We start from the raw sequence: 17,854 nt of genomic DNA, 5'->3' as shown, positions 1-17,854 counted from the left end.
CCGCCTGCCTGACCAATATAATCGGCGATGCCGCATTTGTTGGCGACACCCTCTTCATGCCCGATTTTGGCACTGCGCGCTGTGACTTCCCGGGTGGTTCTTCCGAAGAGCTGTACAACTCGATCCAAAAGATCCTGTCCCTGCCGGATGAGACCCGCATTTTTGTCGGCCATGACTACAAGGCTCCCGGACGGGATGACTACGCCTGGGAAACCACGGTGGGCGAGCAAAAAGCGCTCAATGTGCATATCGGTGAAGGACGCCCGGTGGAAGAATTCACCAAGATGCGTGATGCCCGCGATGCAACCCTTGGCATGCCAAGGCTGATCCTGCCCTCGCTGCAGGTCAATATGCGGGCGGGCCAAATGCCCGAACCCGACGCCCAGGGGGATGTCTTCCTGAAGCTGCCGGTCAACAAGATCTGACTTCAGCCCTCATGGGCCGGAACTGGCGTCTGGCCAGGCCAGCCCCTGCCCCAATGCTGTGCCCGTCTGGGCACGGAACTTTGCAGTCGCTGACTGGCTCACAAATTGGCAGTGGCACAACTGCCCCACAAGATAGGAACGCGCAAAATGGAAATGGATTGGGTCTGGGGTCTCGTCGGAGGCGGGCTGATCGGATTGGGTGGAGCGGTTTTTCTGCTCGGCAATGGCCGCATCATGGGGGCCAGCGGCATCATCGGCGGGCTGATCGATGGCTCTGGCCGCAGCAATACAGCGGAACGTCTGGCTTTCCTTGTTGGTGTCGTGGTGATGCCAATGATGCTGCTGCCGCTCTATGAGGGGGGCGTCGACACTCACCTGACCAGCAATATCGGCGTGATCATTGCCGCGGGCCTTTTGGTTGGGGTCGGCACCAGAATTGCCAATGGCTGCACCTCGGGCCATGGGGTCTGCGGTATTTCCCGGCTCTCGCTGCGCGGCATCGTTGCCACCGTTTTCTACATCCTTGCAGGCGGGCTCACCATCGTCCTGTTCCGTCACATCCTGGGAGTGATCTGATGCAGCGTTTACTTCTTGCCCTGCTGTCTGGCGGGCTGTTTGGTGCCGGGCTGTTTGTTTCCGGCATGACCGACACCACAAAGGTCCAGGGCTGGCTGGATGTCTTTGGCAACTGGGACCCAACCCTGGCCTTTGTCATGGGGGGCGCCATCGTGCCGATGTTCTTTGCCTGGCGTCTGACATCGGGTCGCGCGCCACTGGTGGGCGGTGACTTCCCCGATGCCCCCCGCCCTGAGATGGATCACCGGCTGATCACCGGCTCTGTGCTTTTTGGCATGGGTTGGGGCCTCGCCGGTCTCTGCCCTGGTCCGGCCATTGCCTCGCTCAGCTACAACGGCTCTGGCGGCTTTATCTTCATGGGGGCTATGCTTTTGGGCATGGGCCTGGCACCAATTGCAGGGCGGCAACTGGACGGACTGGCAGCAAAGGTTTAAACAGCGCCTCATGGATGCACGTGTGATTACCCCCCGCTACGCCGTCTCGCCGCAAATCTCGGTCGAAGACATGCCTGAAATCGTGGCCGACGGTTATAAGACGGTGATTTGCAATCGCCCCGATGCCGAGGTGCCGCCCAGCCACCAGGCGGACGCCATCCGCGCCGCTGCCGAGGCTGCCGGGCTGGTGTTTCACGAGCTGCCGCTGACCCATCAGACCATGACACCGGAAAATGTCGCCCAACAGCGAGCCTTCTACGAAGACTGCCCCGGTCCGGTTCTGGCTTATTGCGCCTCTGGCACCCGCTGTTCAGTGGTCTGGTCGCTGGGCGTCGCCTCTGACCTGAGCGCGGATGAGATTTTGCAAAAAACCAGCAAGGCCGGCTATCAGTTGGATGGATTGCGCCCCGCCCTGGAGGCAATTGCCGAAGGGTAACGCCTCTCCGAACAGACCTTAACTGACCTTTGGCTCTGGCCTGAAGTCGTGGTCCGTTTCAAATGGCTAGAGGTAAAAACACCCGGCCTTACTTCCGTAAGGTCGGGTTTTTCATGCCTGCCACCAGGCATAGATATTCGGACTGAGACCTTTGTTCGCTCAAAGCGCTCGCCTAGGCCGGATCGCCCTCAAGCCCCGCCAGTTTTGAGATTTCGGCCGCAGCATCATCCGGATTGAACGCGGCCATACCATCATCCAGCCCTGGGAAATCGCCCATTGGAGCGGCCCCCATTCCAAGGTCAGCCCCTAGATCGCCGCCGAGGTTCCCCCCAAGATCACCGCCAAGGCCGCCACCCAGATCGCCGCCCATGCCACCGCCCAGATCACCAAGACCCGCCCCGAGGTCGCTCATGTCGTCATTCAGGCCGCTGGGGTCAAGATCACCGCCCATGCCCCCCATGCCGCCCATATCAAGGCCACCTGCAGGCGCGTCGAACCCCATGCCATCATCCAATGGGTCCTGCAGATCCTGATCCGCAATCCCAAGGCTCAGCCCAGCGGGCTCTTCCATCGGCGGCAGGCTCGGCATAGCATCCCCTGCAATACTATCGGCAAAGCCATCGCTGGCATCCGGCAGCGCCGGAGGCTGGTCTTTCTGGCCAATATTCAACCGCACCGCGCGGGCACCATTCAGCTGACCCAAACGACCAGTGGCAATGGATTTTCCCTCAATACCGATCAGATCCGTCTCATAGAGGAAGGCCTGATCCAGTGGCAAAACCTCGCCCACTTTCAGAGCAGAGAATTCATTCAACGGCACCCGCACCTTGCACAGGATCGCAGATAGCTCTGCCCGCATCGCCCCCATGCCAGAGGCCAGTGAGGGTCCAACAGCGCCGCCACTCAGGCCAAGCTCTTCTGGAGTTGGCTCTGGCAAGATAAGTTTCAAAACGCCCTGCATCGCGCCAATGGCCAAATCGACGTTCAGCGTGATCATCCGGTAGTTCTCGCCCTCGAGCCCCAGAACCAGCGAGCGCACATCCTCGACCTGGGCGCCGTAGCGATAGCCGGAAAAGATCAGCTGATCCGGCTGGCCTTCCAGCAGATCATAGATCTTGCTAAAGGATTTCTCCAAGAACTCCGCCATCATTGCCGCATCGGTTGGGGTGTAATTCCGCTCTGACGGGGCTTTGCCCATGATCTGGCCAATGGTCTGTTTCTGGATCAGCGCCGTCACCAAGGCCGCGTCCAGCGAGGCCGCGCCCATGCGCCCGTTCGGGCCATCCAGCACCACCAGCAGGTCTTTGTCCGACAGTTGGTCAGGCAGATCTTCGGGGGTCCGGTTGGATTGACGCGCAGCCAAAACCGCCAGGGGCAGGTCGCATTGCTCCGAAGCCGCGCGCGCAAGCGACCGACGCAGAGCCTTGAGCGTAAAAGACCCGCTTTGGCCCGAAGGCCCATCTTTTGACGCCGCGAGTTTGCGCGCGAGTCCACCACCAGACCCGCCGCTCTCGGCTTGTAATTTCTCTGCTTCAGACATCAGTCATCAACCTGCACGTTTCGCGCTCCCTTTTTTAATGTCTTAAAGCCCGTTCGTTACCAAGACCTTTACAATGACATTTACGTGGTAATTTTTCGCTCGATTGGTAGGGAAATTCTGAAACTGCCACCGCTCTGCCCAGGGAGGTAGGAAATATCGCCCTGCAGGCGCTGCATGATTTCGCGACAAATCGCCAGTCCGAGCCCGGCACCACCTGCACGCTCAGGGCTAACACGCGAGAACTTCTCAAAAATCAACTGCTGGTGGTCCGCAGGGACGCCGCTGCCGTTGTCGGTAAAATCGATCCAGATTTCGCCTAATCCGCGAGTCACGCGTATCGTCAGTTCAGGCGACTTTGCGTCGCAATACTTCTGTGCATTGGCGATCAGATTGATGAAGACCTGTGCCAGCCGATCCAGATCTGATGAGATCCGAATTGCCTCCAATTTGGGGTCACGGTGCACCACCATTGCTTGCTCGGATCCCGCCAATGCCGTGGCAACCGCGTGGTCCATGACCTCGTCCAAGGTCCCGCTTGAGATATTCAAGCTGACCTGGCCGCTTTCCAACACGCTCAGATCCAGCAGATCATTCAACAACCTTGTCAAACGCAGGGCCTCGTCGTGAATGATGGTGGCATAACGGGTCTTTTCCGACAGGGCCATTTCTCCTTCGTCCCGTAGGATTTCGGAAAAGGCCCGGATCGAGGTCATTGGCGTGCGCAGCTCGTGGCTGACCTGGCTGAGGAAAGCATCCTTTTGCTGCGAGATCTGCGTCAGCTTCTCGTTCGACACCCGCAATTGTCGCGCTGTCCGCGACAGCTCGGCGGATTGCTCTTCGAGCTGATTGGAATACTCCAGCATCTGCGCCGTTTCATCCGCCACCGCCAAAAGATCCTGCACCGAGACCGAAGAGCCGCCGACGATCTGACCGATCATCGCATGGGCCGCCGCCGCGCCAATTGAGGCGCCAAGCTCACGTTCAAGCCGCTCGAGGAAAACCGGCGTTGGCTCTGGCAGGGTGCCACGTCCGCCCTGACGCGCCAATTCGCGCTGGAAAAACCCCTGCGCCTCGGCCGCGCCCAAAATACGCTGCGACATTACCATCAGGTCTTCGCTTTGGGCGACGGATCCGGTCCAGCCACGGGGGCCGGAGGAATGTTCAAACACATTGACAAACTGAGCGCCCTGCAGCCGCTCGATCGGGCTGGGGAAGGTCATCAGCGATACGATGCAAAACACTGCCGCATTGAGGCTCATCGACCAGAGGACAGCATGCACCGTCGGGTCCAGTCCCTCGATGCCAAACAGCGCCTGGGGGCGCAGCCAGGACAGGCCAAACAGCCCCTCGCCCAAAACATGATCCGGCAGCAACCCGCCACCCAATGCGGGCAGCAACATGGTATAGACCCAGATGCCAAAGCCCACAGTCAACCCGCTCAAAGCGCCAGTTCGGGTGGCGCCACGCCAGAACAATCCACCGACAAGTGCCGGCAGCATCTGGGAAATCCCGGCAAAGGAGATCAGCCCTACCGCCGCCAGCGCCGCACCGCCGCCAGACAATTTGTAGTAGAAATAGCCAAGCGCCAGAATAACCGCGATGGAGATCCGCCGGGCAAACAGCACCACATTGCGCACATCGCCAGAGACCGAGGCGCCGGTCTCTCCCTGCATATGCAGCCAGATCGGCATCACCATATGGTTCGACACCATGGTTGAGAGCGCCATAGCGGCCACGATCACCATCGAGGTGGCCGAGGAAAACCCGCCCAGGAAGGAGAGCATCGCCAGCCCCGTCTGCCCCTGCGACAGCGGCACGGTGAGCACAAAGAGATCCGGGTTTGACCCAGCCGGCAGCAGCTCCAGCCCGATGGCGGCAATTGGCACTACAAACATCGAGATCAGCAAGAGATAGAGCGGAAAGGCCCAAGCCGCGACCCGCAGGTGGCGCTCGTCCTCGTTTTCCACCACCATGACCTGAAACATTCGCGGCAGGCAGACAAAGGCCGCTGCCGACAAAAAGGTGATGGTGGCCCAACGTCCGCCGTCCACCCGCCAGTCGCCAATGCGCGAAGCATCGATCCGCGCCAGGGTTTCAGACACCCCGTCCGACAGCCCCCAGACCACAAAAATACCAACCGCCAGCAGGGCCAACAGTTTGACCATGGCCTCTAGGGCAATCGCCGTGACCACCCCGTGGTGGCGTTCATTTGCGTTCAGGTTGCGGGTGCCAAACAGAATGGCAAAGACCGCTAGGCCGACAGTCACCCAGAACACCGTGGTGGTCTCGTGATAGCTGCGCAGCGGATCGGCCTCGGCAAAAATCGCAAAGGACAGAGTAATGGACTGCAATTGCAGTGAAATATACGGGGTGATGCCAATCACCGCCAAGACGGTCACGCCGATAGCCAGGGCGTTGGATTTGCCATAGCGGGCCGACAACAGATCCGCGATTGAGGTCACCCGCTGACTCCGGCCCACCCGCACCAGTTTGCGCAGGCCCCACCACCAGCCCACCATGACCAGGGTTGGCCCCAGATAGATGGTGAGGAACTCCAGCCCCGACCGCGCCGCATAGCCAACCGCGCCATAAAAGGTCCAGGCGGTGCAATAGATCGAGAGCGAAAGGGTGTAGATCAGCGGTGAGCGCATCCAGGCCGAGCTTTGCCCCCGTGCGGCGCGGCGGTCAGCGAGGAAGGCCACAAAGAACAGCAGTGCCACATAGCTCAGGCAGACCAGCGCCAGCACATTGAGCGAGGCCATCAGCGCGGCTCATCCTGGGGACCGCCATCAGTCCAATGTCCCGCCCAAAGCTTGACCGCGACGCCAAAGGCAAAGCTCACCGCGATCAGCCCGGCCCAGACCACAAAGATATAGGTGATCGCCGCAGAGGTCGGCATGCCGCCATGATTGCCCGGTGCCGGATAGGGATCCGGATTTGGCCACATCAGGGGCACCAGAAACAGCAAAGCCCCCAGGATTGGCAATAGCCGGGCAATATCCATCAGACGGCGGCGGCGATAGGTGCGTCGCTCGACAAAGGGGCTCTTTGGCTCATCTTGGCGCCCTGCCCCGTCGCCGCGCATTAGAACTGCCAGCCCGTCATGACGACGCGCCTTGGTCCGGCAGGGCCGGTTCGTCCTGATAGGCCTGGGCATGCAGATCACGCACCGCCGTCAGCACCTCAGAGTTGGAAAAGGGCTTGGTCATGAACCGGGTCACCCCGGCCCGTTCCGCCATTTCCCGATCCTTGAGCTGGCCACGGGCGGTCAGCATCAGTACCGGCAGGTCCTGCATATCGTCAAAGGCCCGCAACTCCTGGATCACCTCAAGGCCGCTTTTGCCCGGCAACATCAGGTCCAGAATCACCAGATCAGGGCCCGCCGCGCGGATCACCTCCACTGCGTCGCCCCCATTGCCATGGACATCAACGCTCCAGCCATCGCGGGTCAGTAGAAAACGAATGGCCTCGGCAATATTGGTCTCATCTTCGATTAAAACTACATGTCTGCTCATTGGCAGATATTCCTCCCAGCGCGGTTTTATTGGGATATTTGGCCCAAGACCGCGTTCTCATCCGTGGCCAGCCTAGCCGCCCCGCCCGGTCACTGTCAAAACTCTTCCTTCAGAATCGAGGGTTCCCGGCGGGCTGCGCAAGTTTGTCGCGGGCAGATCCGGCAAGTGGCCCCCACCGGCTGCGAGTCGGTGGGCACCTCGCGGCGCGGCAGGATCAGCATCACCGCGTGATACTGCGGATCCCTGTCAAAGGAGCCCGGCACATGGCTCCAGGCCACCGCAAGACATTCAAAGCCTAAGGTGCTGCGCCCCTGCTGCACTACGTTGCGGCGCAGCGGCACATCGGGCCGTTGCAGCGCCGTATAGACCGGCCACAGCGGACAGGATGCACCAAAACGCGGCAGGGCAAACCCCGCCACCGGTTTGCGAAACAGGATCGAGCCCGAGGCGTCGCTGATCACCAGCCCAGCCTCCTGCCCCAACACCTCGGCGGGCAGCACCCCCAACCGGCGCAACACTGCAGGCAGATCGACCTGGAACCGCTGGGCAATGGCCGAGGGATCCAACCCCCGCTGCTTGATCACCTGACTGACATCTTTGAGGGGCATCTTCCGCGCGTCGCTTTGATATTGTTCCAAGGCACTGCGGGCGATCACCCGTGCGGCCTCGCTGACCAATTGAGGCGCTGCGGCAATCAGCGCTTTGGGATCGCTGCGCCCTTCCTCCAGTTCTGCAAAATGATAGCCATGGGCGAGGTAGAACTCCTCGGCCTCTTCCTGCGGCACGCCGCGCCGCTCTGAACTGCTGTCACTTTCATCAAGAAAATTCACCAGTGCCCGGCTGCTTTCGGCCAGACGCAGAGAATCCTCATTCAGGTTCTTGTGAAAGCGATCGCGCCATTCGGTTTCCAGCTCACCGGTTTCCGCCAGAATGGATGCGGTTGACCGGATCGCTGCCGCCGTTGACAACACCTCATGCAGCGAGGCCGCCAGATGTGGATCATGGGTGAGCCTGTCCGACAGGGTTTCAACCGTACGCTCCAACCGGGAGATCCGCTGATGATTGCTCGCCAGCACCTCGGCCCAGCCGGGAAAACGACCCGCAAACTCATCGGTCCGGTCCAGTTCTGCAACTGGGGTGCCGGCATCGGCGGCAGCTTCGCGCAGGGAGGCAATCAAAGCGGCCTCAGCTCCTTCGGTCAGCATTGAGGGTTCAACGCCCAGGACCTGCGCCAGATCCACCAGGAGCTTACCGCCGATTCTGCGGCGGTTGTGTTCGATCAGATTGAGGTAGGAGGCTGAGATTCCAGCCTTGCGCGCCAGCTCCGCCTGGCGAATACCCAGGATCAAACGACGTTCACGAATGCGGCTGCCTGTCAGCGTGTCACGCGCCATGGGGGGCCTCCCTATCAAAATCACATCTTTTCAACGACTTTCTGCGCCGCAACATAAGAAACTTTACAGAATTCCGCCGAACACTGTGCATTTGTTTACAGAATAGATGATCATTTCAAGGGTTTTATTGCGCAATTTTACAACTCTCTCCCATACTGATTTTGCACAAAACGTGCAGACGCCTGGGCAGAAGTGAGGAGCTGGCCAGCGTTTTACACATAAGGGAGGATTAAATGTCCAAGTCAGCATTCTCGCGTCGCGGGGTCCTGAAGTCAGGTGCTCTTGCAGGCGGTGGCCTTGCGCTTCCAACTATTTTCACCGCGTCTTCGGCAGCCGCTTTCACCAATGACCCAACCGGCAGCTCGGTTACTCTGGGCTTCAACGTGCCGCAGACCGGCCCCTATGCCGATGAGGGCGCCGACGAGCTGCGCGCCTATCAGCTGGCCGTTGAGCACCTGAACGGTGGCGGCGATGGCGGCATGATGAACACCTTCTCGTCCAAGGAGCTGCAAGGCAATGGCATCCTGGGCAAAGAGGTCAAATTTGTAACTGGCGATACCCAGACAAAATCTGACGCGGCCCGTGCTTCGGCCAAGTCGATGATCGAAAAAGACGGCGCTGTCATGATCACCGGCGGCTCGTCCTCTGGTGTGGCGATCGCGGTTCAGGGCCTGTGCCAGGAAGCTGGCGTGATCTTCATGGCCGGTCTGACGCACTCCAATGACACCACCGGTAAAGATAAGAAAGCCAATGGCTTCCGTCACTTCTTTAACGGTTACATGTCCGGTGCCGCGCTGGCACCCGTGCTGAAGAACCTCTATGGCACCGACCGTAACGCCTATCACCTGACCGCCGACTACACCTGGGGCTGGACTCAGGAAGAATCGATCGCAGCCGCGACCGAAGCTCTGGGCTGGAACACCGTTGAGAAAGTCCGGACGCCTCTGGCCGCCACTGACTTCTCTTCTTACATTGCTCCGGTTCTGAACTCTGGTGCGGACGTGCTGGTTCTGAACCACTACGGCGGCAACATGGTGAACTCGCTGACCAATGCGGTTCAGTTTGGCCTGCGTGAGAAAGTCGTGAATGGCAAGAACTTCGAGATCGTTGTTCCGCTCTATTCGCGTCTGATGGCAAAAGGTGCTGGTGCCAACGTTAAGGGCATCCACGGTTCCACCAACTGGCACTGGTCCCTGCAGGACGAAGGCAGCCAGGCCTTTGTGCGCTCCTTTGGCACAAAATACGGCTTCCCACCCAGCCAGGCGGCACACACCGTTTACTGCCAGACCCTGCTTTATGCAGATGCCGTACAGCGCGCGGGTTCCTTCAACCCATGCGCCGTGGTCGAAGCTCTGGAGGATTATGAGTTCGACGGTCTGGGCAACGGTAAGACACTGTACCGGGGCGACGACCACCAGTGCTTCAAAGACGTTCTGGTTGTGCGCGGGAAAGAAAACCCGACCTCCGAGTTCGACCTTCTTGAAGTGGTTGAAGTCACACCTGCTGCACAGGTTACCTATCCTGCGGATCACCCGATGTTTGCCGGCGGTGCGCTTGGTAGCTGTAACTCGGGCGCCTGATACAGGTACTCTTGGCCGGGCGCTCGCTGTAGCGCCCGGCACTTTATCTCAATTCTGACATCCCGGTTTCACCTGACGCGGCTTTGGCCGTCTGGGCGTGCCGTTAAGACGGGGCATGAGGCCCTGCGCAGTCGGAATCCACCACTTCCACATCGAAGAACCCAAGGGTGGGGACAATGGACGCAATCCTTTTGCAAATTTTAAACGGGCTGGACAAAGGCTCTGCCTATGCGCTGATCGCGCTAGGCCTGACACTCATTTTTGGCACGCTGGGCGTGGTGAACTTTGCGCATGGCGCCCTGTTCATGATCGGGGCTTTTTGCGCCGTCACTCTGCAGCGTGTCCTCAACCTCAGCTATGAAGTCGTCGACGAGACCCAAAAGGATTTCCTCGGTAACCCGCTGAAAGTAAAGACACCCTATGTGGAAAGTTGGTTTGGCCCTGAGGTGGGCAGCGCCATAATAGATTGGGCCGTGCCACTGGCGATCCTCTTTGCCATTCCGATCATGATCTTTGTCGGATTTGTGATGGAACGCGGGCTGATCAAACATTTCTACAAGCGCGAGCACGCCGACCAGATCCTGGTGACCTTTGGCCTCGCCATCGTGCTGCAGGAAGTGATCAAATACTTCTACGGCGCCAACCCAATTCCGACCTCCGCCCCCGAAGCTCTGAGCGGTGTTGCCAATGTCGGGGCTCTGCTGGGAATGGATATTGTCTATCCGGTCTGGCGCATCGTCTATTTCTTCTTCTCGGTCGTCATCATCGGCGGCATCTTCTCCTTCCTGCAGTTCACCACTTTCGGTATGGTTGTGCGCGCAGGCATGGCAGACCGCGAAACCGTTGGTCTCTTGGGCATCAATATCGACCGCCGCTTTACCATCATGTTTGGTATCGCCGCCGCCGTCGCCGGCCTTGCCGGGGTGATGTACACGCCGATCAACTCCCCCAACTACCATATGGGCATGGACTTTCTGGTGCTCAGCTTTGTGGTTGTGGTTGTGGGTGGCATGGGCTCGCTGCCTGGCGCCGTTCTGGCCGGTTTTATGCTTGGCATTCTTGAGGCCTTTGCCTCGATGAACGAAATCAAATCGTTCCTACCCGGTATTGACCAGATTATCATCTACGTCGTTGCGATCATTATTCTGCTCACCCGTCCGCGGGGTCTGATGGGCCGCAAAGGTGTGATGGAGGAATAACACATGTTCGGACTTGATAAAAAAGACACTCGGATGCTTTTGGTCGTCGCAGTACTGGCGCTCTTTGCACCCTTCATCCTCAATCCTTTCCCCACCGGCAGCGCTATGGCGCAGTTCAACGCGGGCTACCCGGATCTGATGCAACGCTTTGTGATCTTTGGCATCTTTGCCATTGGTTTCAACATCCTCTTTGGTCTCACCGGCTATCTCTCCTTTGGCCATGCGGCCTTCCTGGGTGTCGGTTCCTACTCCGCCGTCTGGATGTTCAAATTGCTGAGCATGAACGTGGTCCCTGCCATCCTGCTCTCGGTTGCGATCTCGGGGCTGTTTGCGCTGCTCATCGGCTTTGTCTCTCTCAGACGCTCAGGCATCTACTTTTCGATCCTGACCCTGGCCTTTGCGCAGATGTCCTTTAACCTGGCCTATTCGGTGCTGACCCCGATCACCAATGGTGAAACCGGTCTGCAGCTGACCCTGGATGACCCTCGTGTTCTGGGTGTTTCGGCCACGGCGGATGGCTCAATCCCGGTGACCAGCCTCTTTGGTCTCGAGATGCGCTCCACCTATGAAATGGTTGTTGGTCCCTGGGCCTTCCAGTTCAACGCAGGTTATTATCTTTGTGCCCTGGCACTGCTGGCAGCCTTCTATCTGTCCATCCGCATCTTCCGCTCGCCCTTTGGCATGATGCTGCGGGCGGTGAAGTCGAACCAGCAGCGGATGAACTACACTGGCCTCAACACCAAGCCCTACACTCTGGCGGCCTTTGTGATCTCTGGCATGTATGCTGGTCTGGCTGGCGGCCTTATGGCCTCGATGGATCCGCTTGCAGGTGCCGAGCGCATGCAGTGGACCGCCTCTGGTGAGGTTGTTCTGATGACCATCCTTGGCGGTGCGGGCACCCTGATCGGTCCGGTTCTGGGCGCAGGCTTCATCAAATACTTCGAGAACATTTTCTCCAAGATCAATGACAACGTGCTGCATGGCTGGTTCAGCTTTATGCCAGATGGGCTCGAAAACTTTGTGGTCTTTGTCATTCACCCCTTCATCGGCAAGGGCTGGCACCTGACCTTGGGCATCCTGTTCATGCTGGTTGTGGTCTTCCTGCCTGGCGGTCTGGTCGAAGGTGGTCAACGCATCGCCAAATGGGTGAAGGGTCGCAATAACAAAGACGACTCCACCTCTGCCACCAAAACCCCTGCGGAATAAGGAGACGGATTGATGGGTATTCTTGAAGTCAAAAACGTAGGCAAACGCTTTGGTGGCCTGCAGGCGCTGGGAGATGTGAATCTCAGCGTCAAGGAAAACACCGTCCACGCCATTATCGGACCCAATGGCGCGGGCAAATCCACCCTGCTGAACTGCCTGGTGGGCAAGCTGATCCCGGACACCGGATCGGTGATGTTCGACGGCCAGTCGGTGCTGGGGCGCAAACCCTATGAGATCAACCAGATGGGCATCAGCCGCGTCTTCCAAACGCCCGAGATCTTTGGCGATCTCACGGTGTTGGAAAACATGATGATCCCTTGCTTTGCCAAACGCGATGGCGCATTCGCCTTGAATGCGATCACCTCGGTTCCCAACGAAAAAGACGTTGTGGAAAAGGCCGAAGACATGCTGGTTGAGATGAACATGGCGGATAAGCGGCATATGCATGCGGCTGCCATGTCGCGCGGGGATAAACGCCGCCTTGAGATCGGCATGTGCCTGTCTCAGGAACCGCGTTTGCTCCTGTTGGATGAACCCACCGCCGGCATGGCGCGGGCCGATACCAACAACACCATTGATCTGTTGAAAGAGATCAAGGAACAGCGCGACATCACCATCGCCATCATCGAACACGACATGCATGTGGTGTTCTCTCTTGCGGATCGGATCACCGTTCTGGCCCAGGGTACCCCCCTGGTCGAGGATGATCCGCAAAACATCCGTGGCAATCCAAAAGTGCGCGAAGCCTATCTCGGCGAGTCGGCGTAAGAAACGGACGCTCCCGGCCCATCCTGACTGGCAGCTATCGTCAGCCCGGATGGGTCAGAGCAAGAAAGGACAAGACAGATGAACGTCAAACCCGACTTTTCCAAGAACGCCAATCAGGCGACCACCGCGCCGGCCTTTCTGTCGGTCTGGGACATGCATGCCTATTATGGCGAGAGCTATATCGTGCAGGGCATCAACTTTAACGTCCACGAGGGCGAGATCCTGGCCCTTTTGGGCCGCAACGGCGCGGGCAAGACCTCAACCCTGCGCTCCATCGCCCGCATTGGCGATCCGCAGGTGACCCAGGGGGAGATCTGGCTGGATCACCAGCCGCTGCACCTGATGGAAAGCCACGAGGCGGCCACTGCCGGATTGGGGCTGGTCCCCGAAGATCGCCGCATCATTGCCGGGCTCACAGTCGAGGAAAACCTGCAGCTGGCCCAGATCGCCCCGCCCATCGGCTGGTCGATTGAACGGCTTTATGATCTGTTCCCCCGTCTGGGTGAGCGTCGCAAGCAGGAGGGCGTGACCCTGTCGGGCGGTGAACAGCAGATGCTGGCCATTGCCCGCGCCCTGGCCCGCGACATCAAGGTGCTCTTGCTGGATGAACCCTATGAAGGTCTGGCACCGGTGATTGTGGATGAGATCGAAAAGACCCTTATCCACGTCAAGGAGCAGGGCATGACAACCATTCTGGTTGAACAGAATGCGGTGCGTGCGCTTGAACTGGCAGACCGGGCGGTGATCCTCGACACCGGTGGCATCGTCTTTGACGGTACGGCCTCCGAGGTTCTGGAAAACGCCGAGCTGCGCGCCGAATATCTGGCGATCTGATCGCCTATAAACTTAAATGCTGTTCTGATCTCTAGCAGCAACAGCACTCTGGCCGGCGCCCTTTCCTGGGCGTCGGCTTTTTTGTCGGTTGCTGGCCGATCTGGAAAAACGGTGCCATTTCAATCCTAAACCAGAGTTATAGGGCGCGGGTTTCGCTCTAGCCTCCACCTTTGGGCCTATTTCAAATCCCCCCACGCTTTCCAAAGTTGGTGGCAAGGACGTGATCACCATGTCCCGCACATTCATCCCCTTTCGGAGAGTTCATATGTTCACCAAATCCCTTACCGCCCTCGCCCTGCTGATCCCTGTTGCCGCTTTTGCCTCTGGCATGGTGCCAGCAGAAGAGGTCCAAACCGCCATCCGCGATCAGCTTTCGGCCCAGGGCTTTGTGGTTCACGAAATCGAAGCCGAGGACAGAGGCTATGAGGTCGAGGCCGACAAGGAAGGTCTGAGCTGGGAGGTCACTTTGGACGCGGACTTCAACATCATCGAGATGGAAGAAGACGACGACGGATCAAAAGATAGTGACGGCTGAGCTGGCCTGCATCGTTGCAGCTTTGCCTTTACTTCAAATGCGGGTGGGGGCTTTGCCTTCCCCGCCCTTGTTTCAGGAGCCCTGTCATGGCCCGTTTTCCCGTTTGGGATCCCTTCATTCGCCTGTTCCACTGGTCTTTGGTGCTGCTCTTTGCTGCCAATTCCTTTGTCATCGATCCGGACAGTGCGCTGCATGCGCCAATTGGCTATGCCATTGTTGCGCTGATCGCCCTGCGGCTGGTCTGGGGGCTGATTGGCAGTCCCTATGCGCGGTTCTCCAGCTTTCCGATCAGTCAGAGCGCGATCTTGAGCCAGATCCGCGACATCGCCCTGTCGCGCCGCGCTGCCCATTGCGGCCACAGTCCGCTCGGCTCTGTGATGATCTGCAATCTGCTCTTTTGCATTCTGGCTCTGGGCGGCAGCGGCTACCTCGCCTCTCTGTCCGGCGGCGCGGTGTTCCCCTGGGCAGAGGATCTGCACGAGTTCCTGGTGGCCTGGGTGCAGTTTTCCATTGTCATTCACATCGGCGCAGTATTTTTTGAAAGCCGCCGCATCGGCGTCGATCTGATCCGCGCTATGATGACCGGCTTCAAGGAAATCCCCCGCTACCGGGCCAAAGAATAGCCCCACCTGCCGGGTTGCAGAGGACAAGCCCCATGACTGACCCGACCAAACCTCTGGTTCTTGTCCTTCTCATCGCCGCGCAGGCCTTTTGCGCGGTGGTCTTTGTTGGCGATGTCATGGCCGATCTTTTTGGCACCGCTGAACAGGAGCCGGAAGGCGGGCATGCCTATTTCGAGGCCCTGGCCACACTGGCCCTGATCGCCGCCATCCTGGTCGAGATCCGTATCCTGCTCTGGCTCCTGCGGCGCAAGGCCCATCTGGAACAGGCGCTCAGCACCGCCCAAAGCGCCGTTCAAGAGGTGATCGATGCTGAGCTGGACAGCTGGCAGCTGACTCCGGCGGAACGGGATGTAGCCAATTTCCTGATCAAGGGGTTGAACACCGGAGAAATCGCCGCGATGCGCGGCAGCGCCGAGGGCACGGTCAAGGCCCAGCTCAATGCGATCTATCGCAAATCCGGCTGCGCCAACCGCGCCGAACTGATGAGCCAGCTGATTGATACTCTGATGGGACAGCGCAGCCAGTCACCCTCCACTGGCTAGCCTACCCCCTCACCCGAGCTCAGATCTCGGCCAGCTGTCGGCGCAGCTCGGTTTTCAGCACCTTGCCATAGTTGTTCTTGGGCAGATCTGGCACAAAAACATAGGCCTTAGGGCATTTGAACCGGGCGATCTGGTCACGACACAGCGCGTCCAGCTCCTGCTCTGTCGCCGCCCCAACGACAAAGGCCACCACCTCTTCGCCCCAATCCGCATGGGGCCGCCCAACAACCGAGACTTCCTGCACCTGCGGGTGTATCAAAAGCACCTCTTCGACCTCGCGCGGGTAGATATTGGAGCCACCCGAGATGATCAGGTCCTTTGATCTGTCCTGCAGCGTCAGATAGCCCGCCGCGTCCAGCACCCCCATGTCCCCCGTCATCAACCAGCCGTCCTTCAGCGCCTCGGCGCTGGCCTTGGGATTGTTCCAATAGCCCGGCATCACCGCATCGCCGCGCACCATGATCTCGCCCATTTCCCCCATCGGCAGCGGATTGCCCCTCGCGTCTCCAATGCGCAGCGCCACGCCGCTTTGGGCGCGCCCCACCCCGGTGAGCCGCGATTTCCAATCGGGATGACTGCGGTCGCAGACCTCTTCGCGCTTCAACGCGGTGATGCCCATAGGACATTCACCCTGGCCATAGATCTGAATGAATATCGGCCCAAAATGCGCCTCGGCCTCGATGATATCTGCCAGATACATCGGCCCACCCGCATAGATCACGCTGCGCAACCCCGCACCGCAGCGCCCCTCAGCCTTGGCTACGGCGGTCATCCGCGTCACCATGGTTGGCGCGGCAAAGATCTGCACGCTGCCAAAATTCTGGGCCAGATCAAAGATCTCCATCTCGTCAAAACCACCGGAAGCCGGGCAAACATGGGCAGCGCCCACCAGCACATGCAGCATGGCATAAAGCCCGGCGCCGTGGCTCATCGGTGCGGCATAAAGGATCTGATCGGCGCCCGTTGCCTGATCCACATCCGAGAAATAACTGAGCGACACAGCAATCAGCATCCTATGGGTGATCTGCACACCCTTGGGCTGGCCCGTGGTACCAGAAGTATAAAACAGCCAGGCCAGATCCTGCGGATCCCGCAGCATAGGGGCTGCAACGGGGATCGCTGCCATGGCCTCGGAAAACTCTGCATCGGCGATTGAAACCACCGGTGTCTCGCCCCCGGCCGCCTCCAGGCTCCCCCGCAAACCAGGCGAGACAAAGACCAGTTTGGCGCCTGAATCCTGCAGGATGAAATGCGCCTCGCGCCCGTGCAGCTTGGCATTGATCGGCACCGCCACCGCGCCGGCATACCAGATGCCAAACAGGGTGATCAGATAGTCCGGACAGTTGGCCATGAACAGAGCGACCCGATCACCCGGTGCGATGCCCCTGGTCTGCAGCCAGTTGGCCAGGGCCGCTGCTCTCTGATCAAAGCCCTGATAGTCCGCCACCTGCTCCTGCCCCAGAAAGAGCGCCGAGCGGGCGCCGTCTGATTGGGCCTGCCGGTGCAGCCATTGCGCGATGTTCATCGCCTGATCTCCCCCTGAAATCCCTGCTCTTTTCAGACCTCTCCGCGGCCCCCTCCTCGGGGCCTTGCGACAAAGAGCCTGCCAAAAACACCCTTCCACGGCACAGCTTTCCCTTCAACTCCGCAAAAATACCCGGTTAATAGAGGGCATGAGCGATATTGCCTTTGACCATGCCCCTGTGGGCCTCGCCGTTTTGGAGAACCGTGTGATCATGCGGTGCAACCAGCAATTTGCTGCCACCTTTGGCGGTGGACCTGCCGATTTCACCGATATGCTGATCGCCGAGCTTTATCCGAGCCAGGAAGATTATCACCGCATCGCAGAGGTGCTGCAGCAGGATGAGGGCGCCAAAAGCGGGCTATATAATGATGAGCGGATCATGCGGCGGCGTTCCGGCGAATTGTTCTGGTGCCGCGTCCGGGGCCGCTCAATCAGCGCCGAAACCCCCTTTCGCACCGGAGTCTGGTCCTTTGCCGATATCTCAGAAGATCGCCCCGTGGTCAGCCTGACCCCGCGAGAGCGTGAAGTGGCGATCCTGACCTGCAAGGGGCTTTCGGCCAAGGAAATCGGGCTGAAGCTGGATCTGTCCTATCGCACCATCGAGACACATCGGGCGCATCTTTTGCAGAAATTCAACGCCCGAAAACTGCCGGAACTGGTGGCCAAGCTGAGCGGCATGCCGCTTTAGCAGGCATTTATCGCCGCTTTTTCGGCCTCAGAGA

18 protein-coding genes and 1 pseudogene are annotated in these 17,854 nt (G+C 59.3%); 13 read left to right on the top strand and 6 right to left on the bottom strand.

What is annotated here, in order from left to right:
- The 4 genes and pseudogenes from ABJP42_RS10635 to ABJP42_RS10620 form a co-directional block, all read left to right on the top strand.
- Positions 1 to 425 (top strand): annotated as a pseudogene (locus tag ABJP42_RS10635) (MBL fold metallo-hydrolase); the annotation flags it as partial.
- A 147-nt stretch (positions 426 to 572) separates the two neighbouring features.
- Complete coding sequence (locus ABJP42_RS10630) at positions 573 to 1,001, top strand: YeeE/YedE family protein (RefSeq protein ID WP_348340283.1); 429 nt, start codon at positions 573 to 575, stop codon at positions 999 to 1,001.
- Complete coding sequence (locus tag ABJP42_RS10625; RefSeq protein WP_348340282.1) at positions 1,001 to 1,435, top strand: DUF6691 family protein; 435 nt, start codon at positions 1,001 to 1,003, stop codon at positions 1,433 to 1,435. Before ABJP42_RS10630 ends, ABJP42_RS10625 begins: the two co-directional genes overlap by 1 nt.
- 10 nt (positions 1,436 to 1,445) lie before the next feature.
- A complete protein-coding gene (locus tag ABJP42_RS10620) occupies positions 1,446 to 1,871 on the top strand; it encodes a protein tyrosine phosphatase family protein (protein WP_348340281.1) in 426 nt (141 codons plus the stop codon).
- 172 nt (positions 1,872 to 2,043) lie between these two features.
- Here ABJP42_RS10620 and ABJP42_RS10615 read toward each other — a convergent pair whose 3' ends face one another.
- The 5 genes from ABJP42_RS10615 to ABJP42_RS10595 form a co-directional block, all read right to left on the bottom strand.
- Positions 2,044 to 3,411: a FliM/FliN family flagellar motor C-terminal domain-containing protein gene (locus ABJP42_RS10615; RefSeq protein ID WP_348340280.1), complete on the bottom strand. Its 1,368-nt coding sequence runs from the start codon at positions 3,409 to 3,411 to the stop codon at positions 2,044 to 2,046.
- Positions 3,412 to 3,491: 80 nt separating this feature from the next.
- Positions 3,492 to 6,173, bottom strand: a complete 2,682-nt coding sequence (locus ABJP42_RS10610) for an ATP-binding protein (RefSeq protein ID WP_348340279.1) — start codon at positions 6,171 to 6,173, stop codon at positions 3,492 to 3,494.
- Positions 6,173 to 6,496, bottom strand: a complete 324-nt coding sequence (locus ABJP42_RS10605; RefSeq protein ID WP_348340278.1) for a hypothetical protein — start codon at positions 6,494 to 6,496, stop codon at positions 6,173 to 6,175. The genes ABJP42_RS10610 and ABJP42_RS10605 overlap by 1 nt, the downstream gene beginning before the upstream one ends.
- 16 nt (positions 6,497 to 6,512) lie before the next feature.
- Positions 6,513 to 6,926, bottom strand: coding sequence for a response regulator transcription factor (locus ABJP42_RS10600; RefSeq protein WP_348340277.1), 414 nt, complete (start codon positions 6,924 to 6,926; stop codon positions 6,513 to 6,515).
- A 95-nt stretch (positions 6,927 to 7,021) separates the two neighbouring features.
- Entirely contained in the window at positions 7,022 to 8,320 is a 1,299-nt protein-coding gene (locus tag ABJP42_RS10595) for a short-chain fatty acyl-CoA regulator family protein (protein ID WP_348340276.1), read from the bottom strand.
- A 233-nt stretch (positions 8,321 to 8,553) separates the two neighbouring features.
- Between ABJP42_RS10595 and ABJP42_RS10590 the strand changes: the two genes are divergently transcribed.
- The 8 genes from ABJP42_RS10590 to ABJP42_RS10555 all read left to right on the top strand — a co-directional run bounded on the left by ABJP42_RS10590 (position 8,554) and on the right by ABJP42_RS10555 (position 15,607).
- Entirely contained in the window at positions 8,554 to 9,900 is a 1,347-nt protein-coding gene (locus tag ABJP42_RS10590; protein ID WP_348340275.1) for a substrate-binding protein, read from the top strand.
- A 176-nt stretch (positions 9,901 to 10,076) separates the two neighbouring features.
- Complete coding sequence (locus tag ABJP42_RS10585) at positions 10,077 to 11,099, top strand: branched-chain amino acid ABC transporter permease (RefSeq protein ID WP_348340274.1); 1,023 nt, start codon at positions 10,077 to 10,079, stop codon at positions 11,097 to 11,099.
- A 3-nt stretch (positions 11,100 to 11,102) separates the two neighbouring features.
- A complete protein-coding gene (locus ABJP42_RS10580; protein ID WP_348340273.1) occupies positions 11,103 to 12,305 on the top strand; it encodes a branched-chain amino acid ABC transporter permease in 1,203 nt (400 codons plus the stop codon).
- A 12-nt stretch (positions 12,306 to 12,317) separates the two neighbouring features.
- Positions 12,318 to 13,073: an ABC transporter ATP-binding protein gene (locus ABJP42_RS10575; RefSeq protein WP_348340272.1), complete on the top strand. Its 756-nt coding sequence runs from the start codon at positions 12,318 to 12,320 to the stop codon at positions 13,071 to 13,073.
- Positions 13,074 to 13,151: 78 nt separating this feature from the next.
- Positions 13,152 to 13,907: an ABC transporter ATP-binding protein gene (locus ABJP42_RS10570; protein WP_348340271.1), complete on the top strand. Its 756-nt coding sequence runs from the start codon at positions 13,152 to 13,154 to the stop codon at positions 13,905 to 13,907.
- A 229-nt stretch (positions 13,908 to 14,136) separates the two neighbouring features.
- Complete coding sequence (locus ABJP42_RS10565; protein ID WP_348340270.1) at positions 14,137 to 14,442, top strand: PepSY domain-containing protein; 306 nt, start codon at positions 14,137 to 14,139, stop codon at positions 14,440 to 14,442.
- 86 nt (positions 14,443 to 14,528) lie between these two features.
- Positions 14,529 to 15,065, top strand: a complete 537-nt coding sequence (locus ABJP42_RS10560; RefSeq protein ID WP_348340269.1) for a cytochrome b/b6 domain-containing protein — start codon at positions 14,529 to 14,531, stop codon at positions 15,063 to 15,065.
- A gap of 32 nt (positions 15,066 to 15,097) precedes the next feature.
- A complete protein-coding gene (locus ABJP42_RS10555) occupies positions 15,098 to 15,607 on the top strand; it encodes a helix-turn-helix transcriptional regulator (RefSeq protein WP_348340268.1) in 510 nt (169 codons plus the stop codon).
- 19 nt (positions 15,608 to 15,626) lie between these two features.
- On the opposite strand, the gene ABJP42_RS10550 is transcribed toward ABJP42_RS10555, so the two are convergent.
- Complete coding sequence (locus ABJP42_RS10550) at positions 15,627 to 17,132, bottom strand: class I adenylate-forming enzyme family protein (RefSeq protein ID WP_348340267.1); 1,506 nt, start codon at positions 17,130 to 17,132, stop codon at positions 15,627 to 15,629.
- A gap of 148 nt (positions 17,133 to 17,280) precedes the next feature.
- Here ABJP42_RS10550 and ABJP42_RS10545 point away from each other — a divergent pair, with 148 nt between their 5' ends.
- On the top strand, positions 17,281 to 17,820 hold the full coding sequence (locus ABJP42_RS10545; protein ID WP_348340266.1) for a LuxR C-terminal-related transcriptional regulator: 540 nt from the start codon (positions 17,281 to 17,283) through the stop codon (positions 17,818 to 17,820).
- Positions 17,821 to 17,854 lie beyond the last annotated feature (34 nt).

It is taken from the genome of Pseudophaeobacter sp. (assembly GCF_039971195.1).
Lineage (GTDB): Bacteria > Pseudomonadota > Alphaproteobacteria > Rhodobacterales > Rhodobacteraceae > Pseudophaeobacter.
The sequence above is the reverse complement of the archived record's forward strand: the minus strand, read 5'-3'. Positions and strand labels throughout refer to the sequence as shown.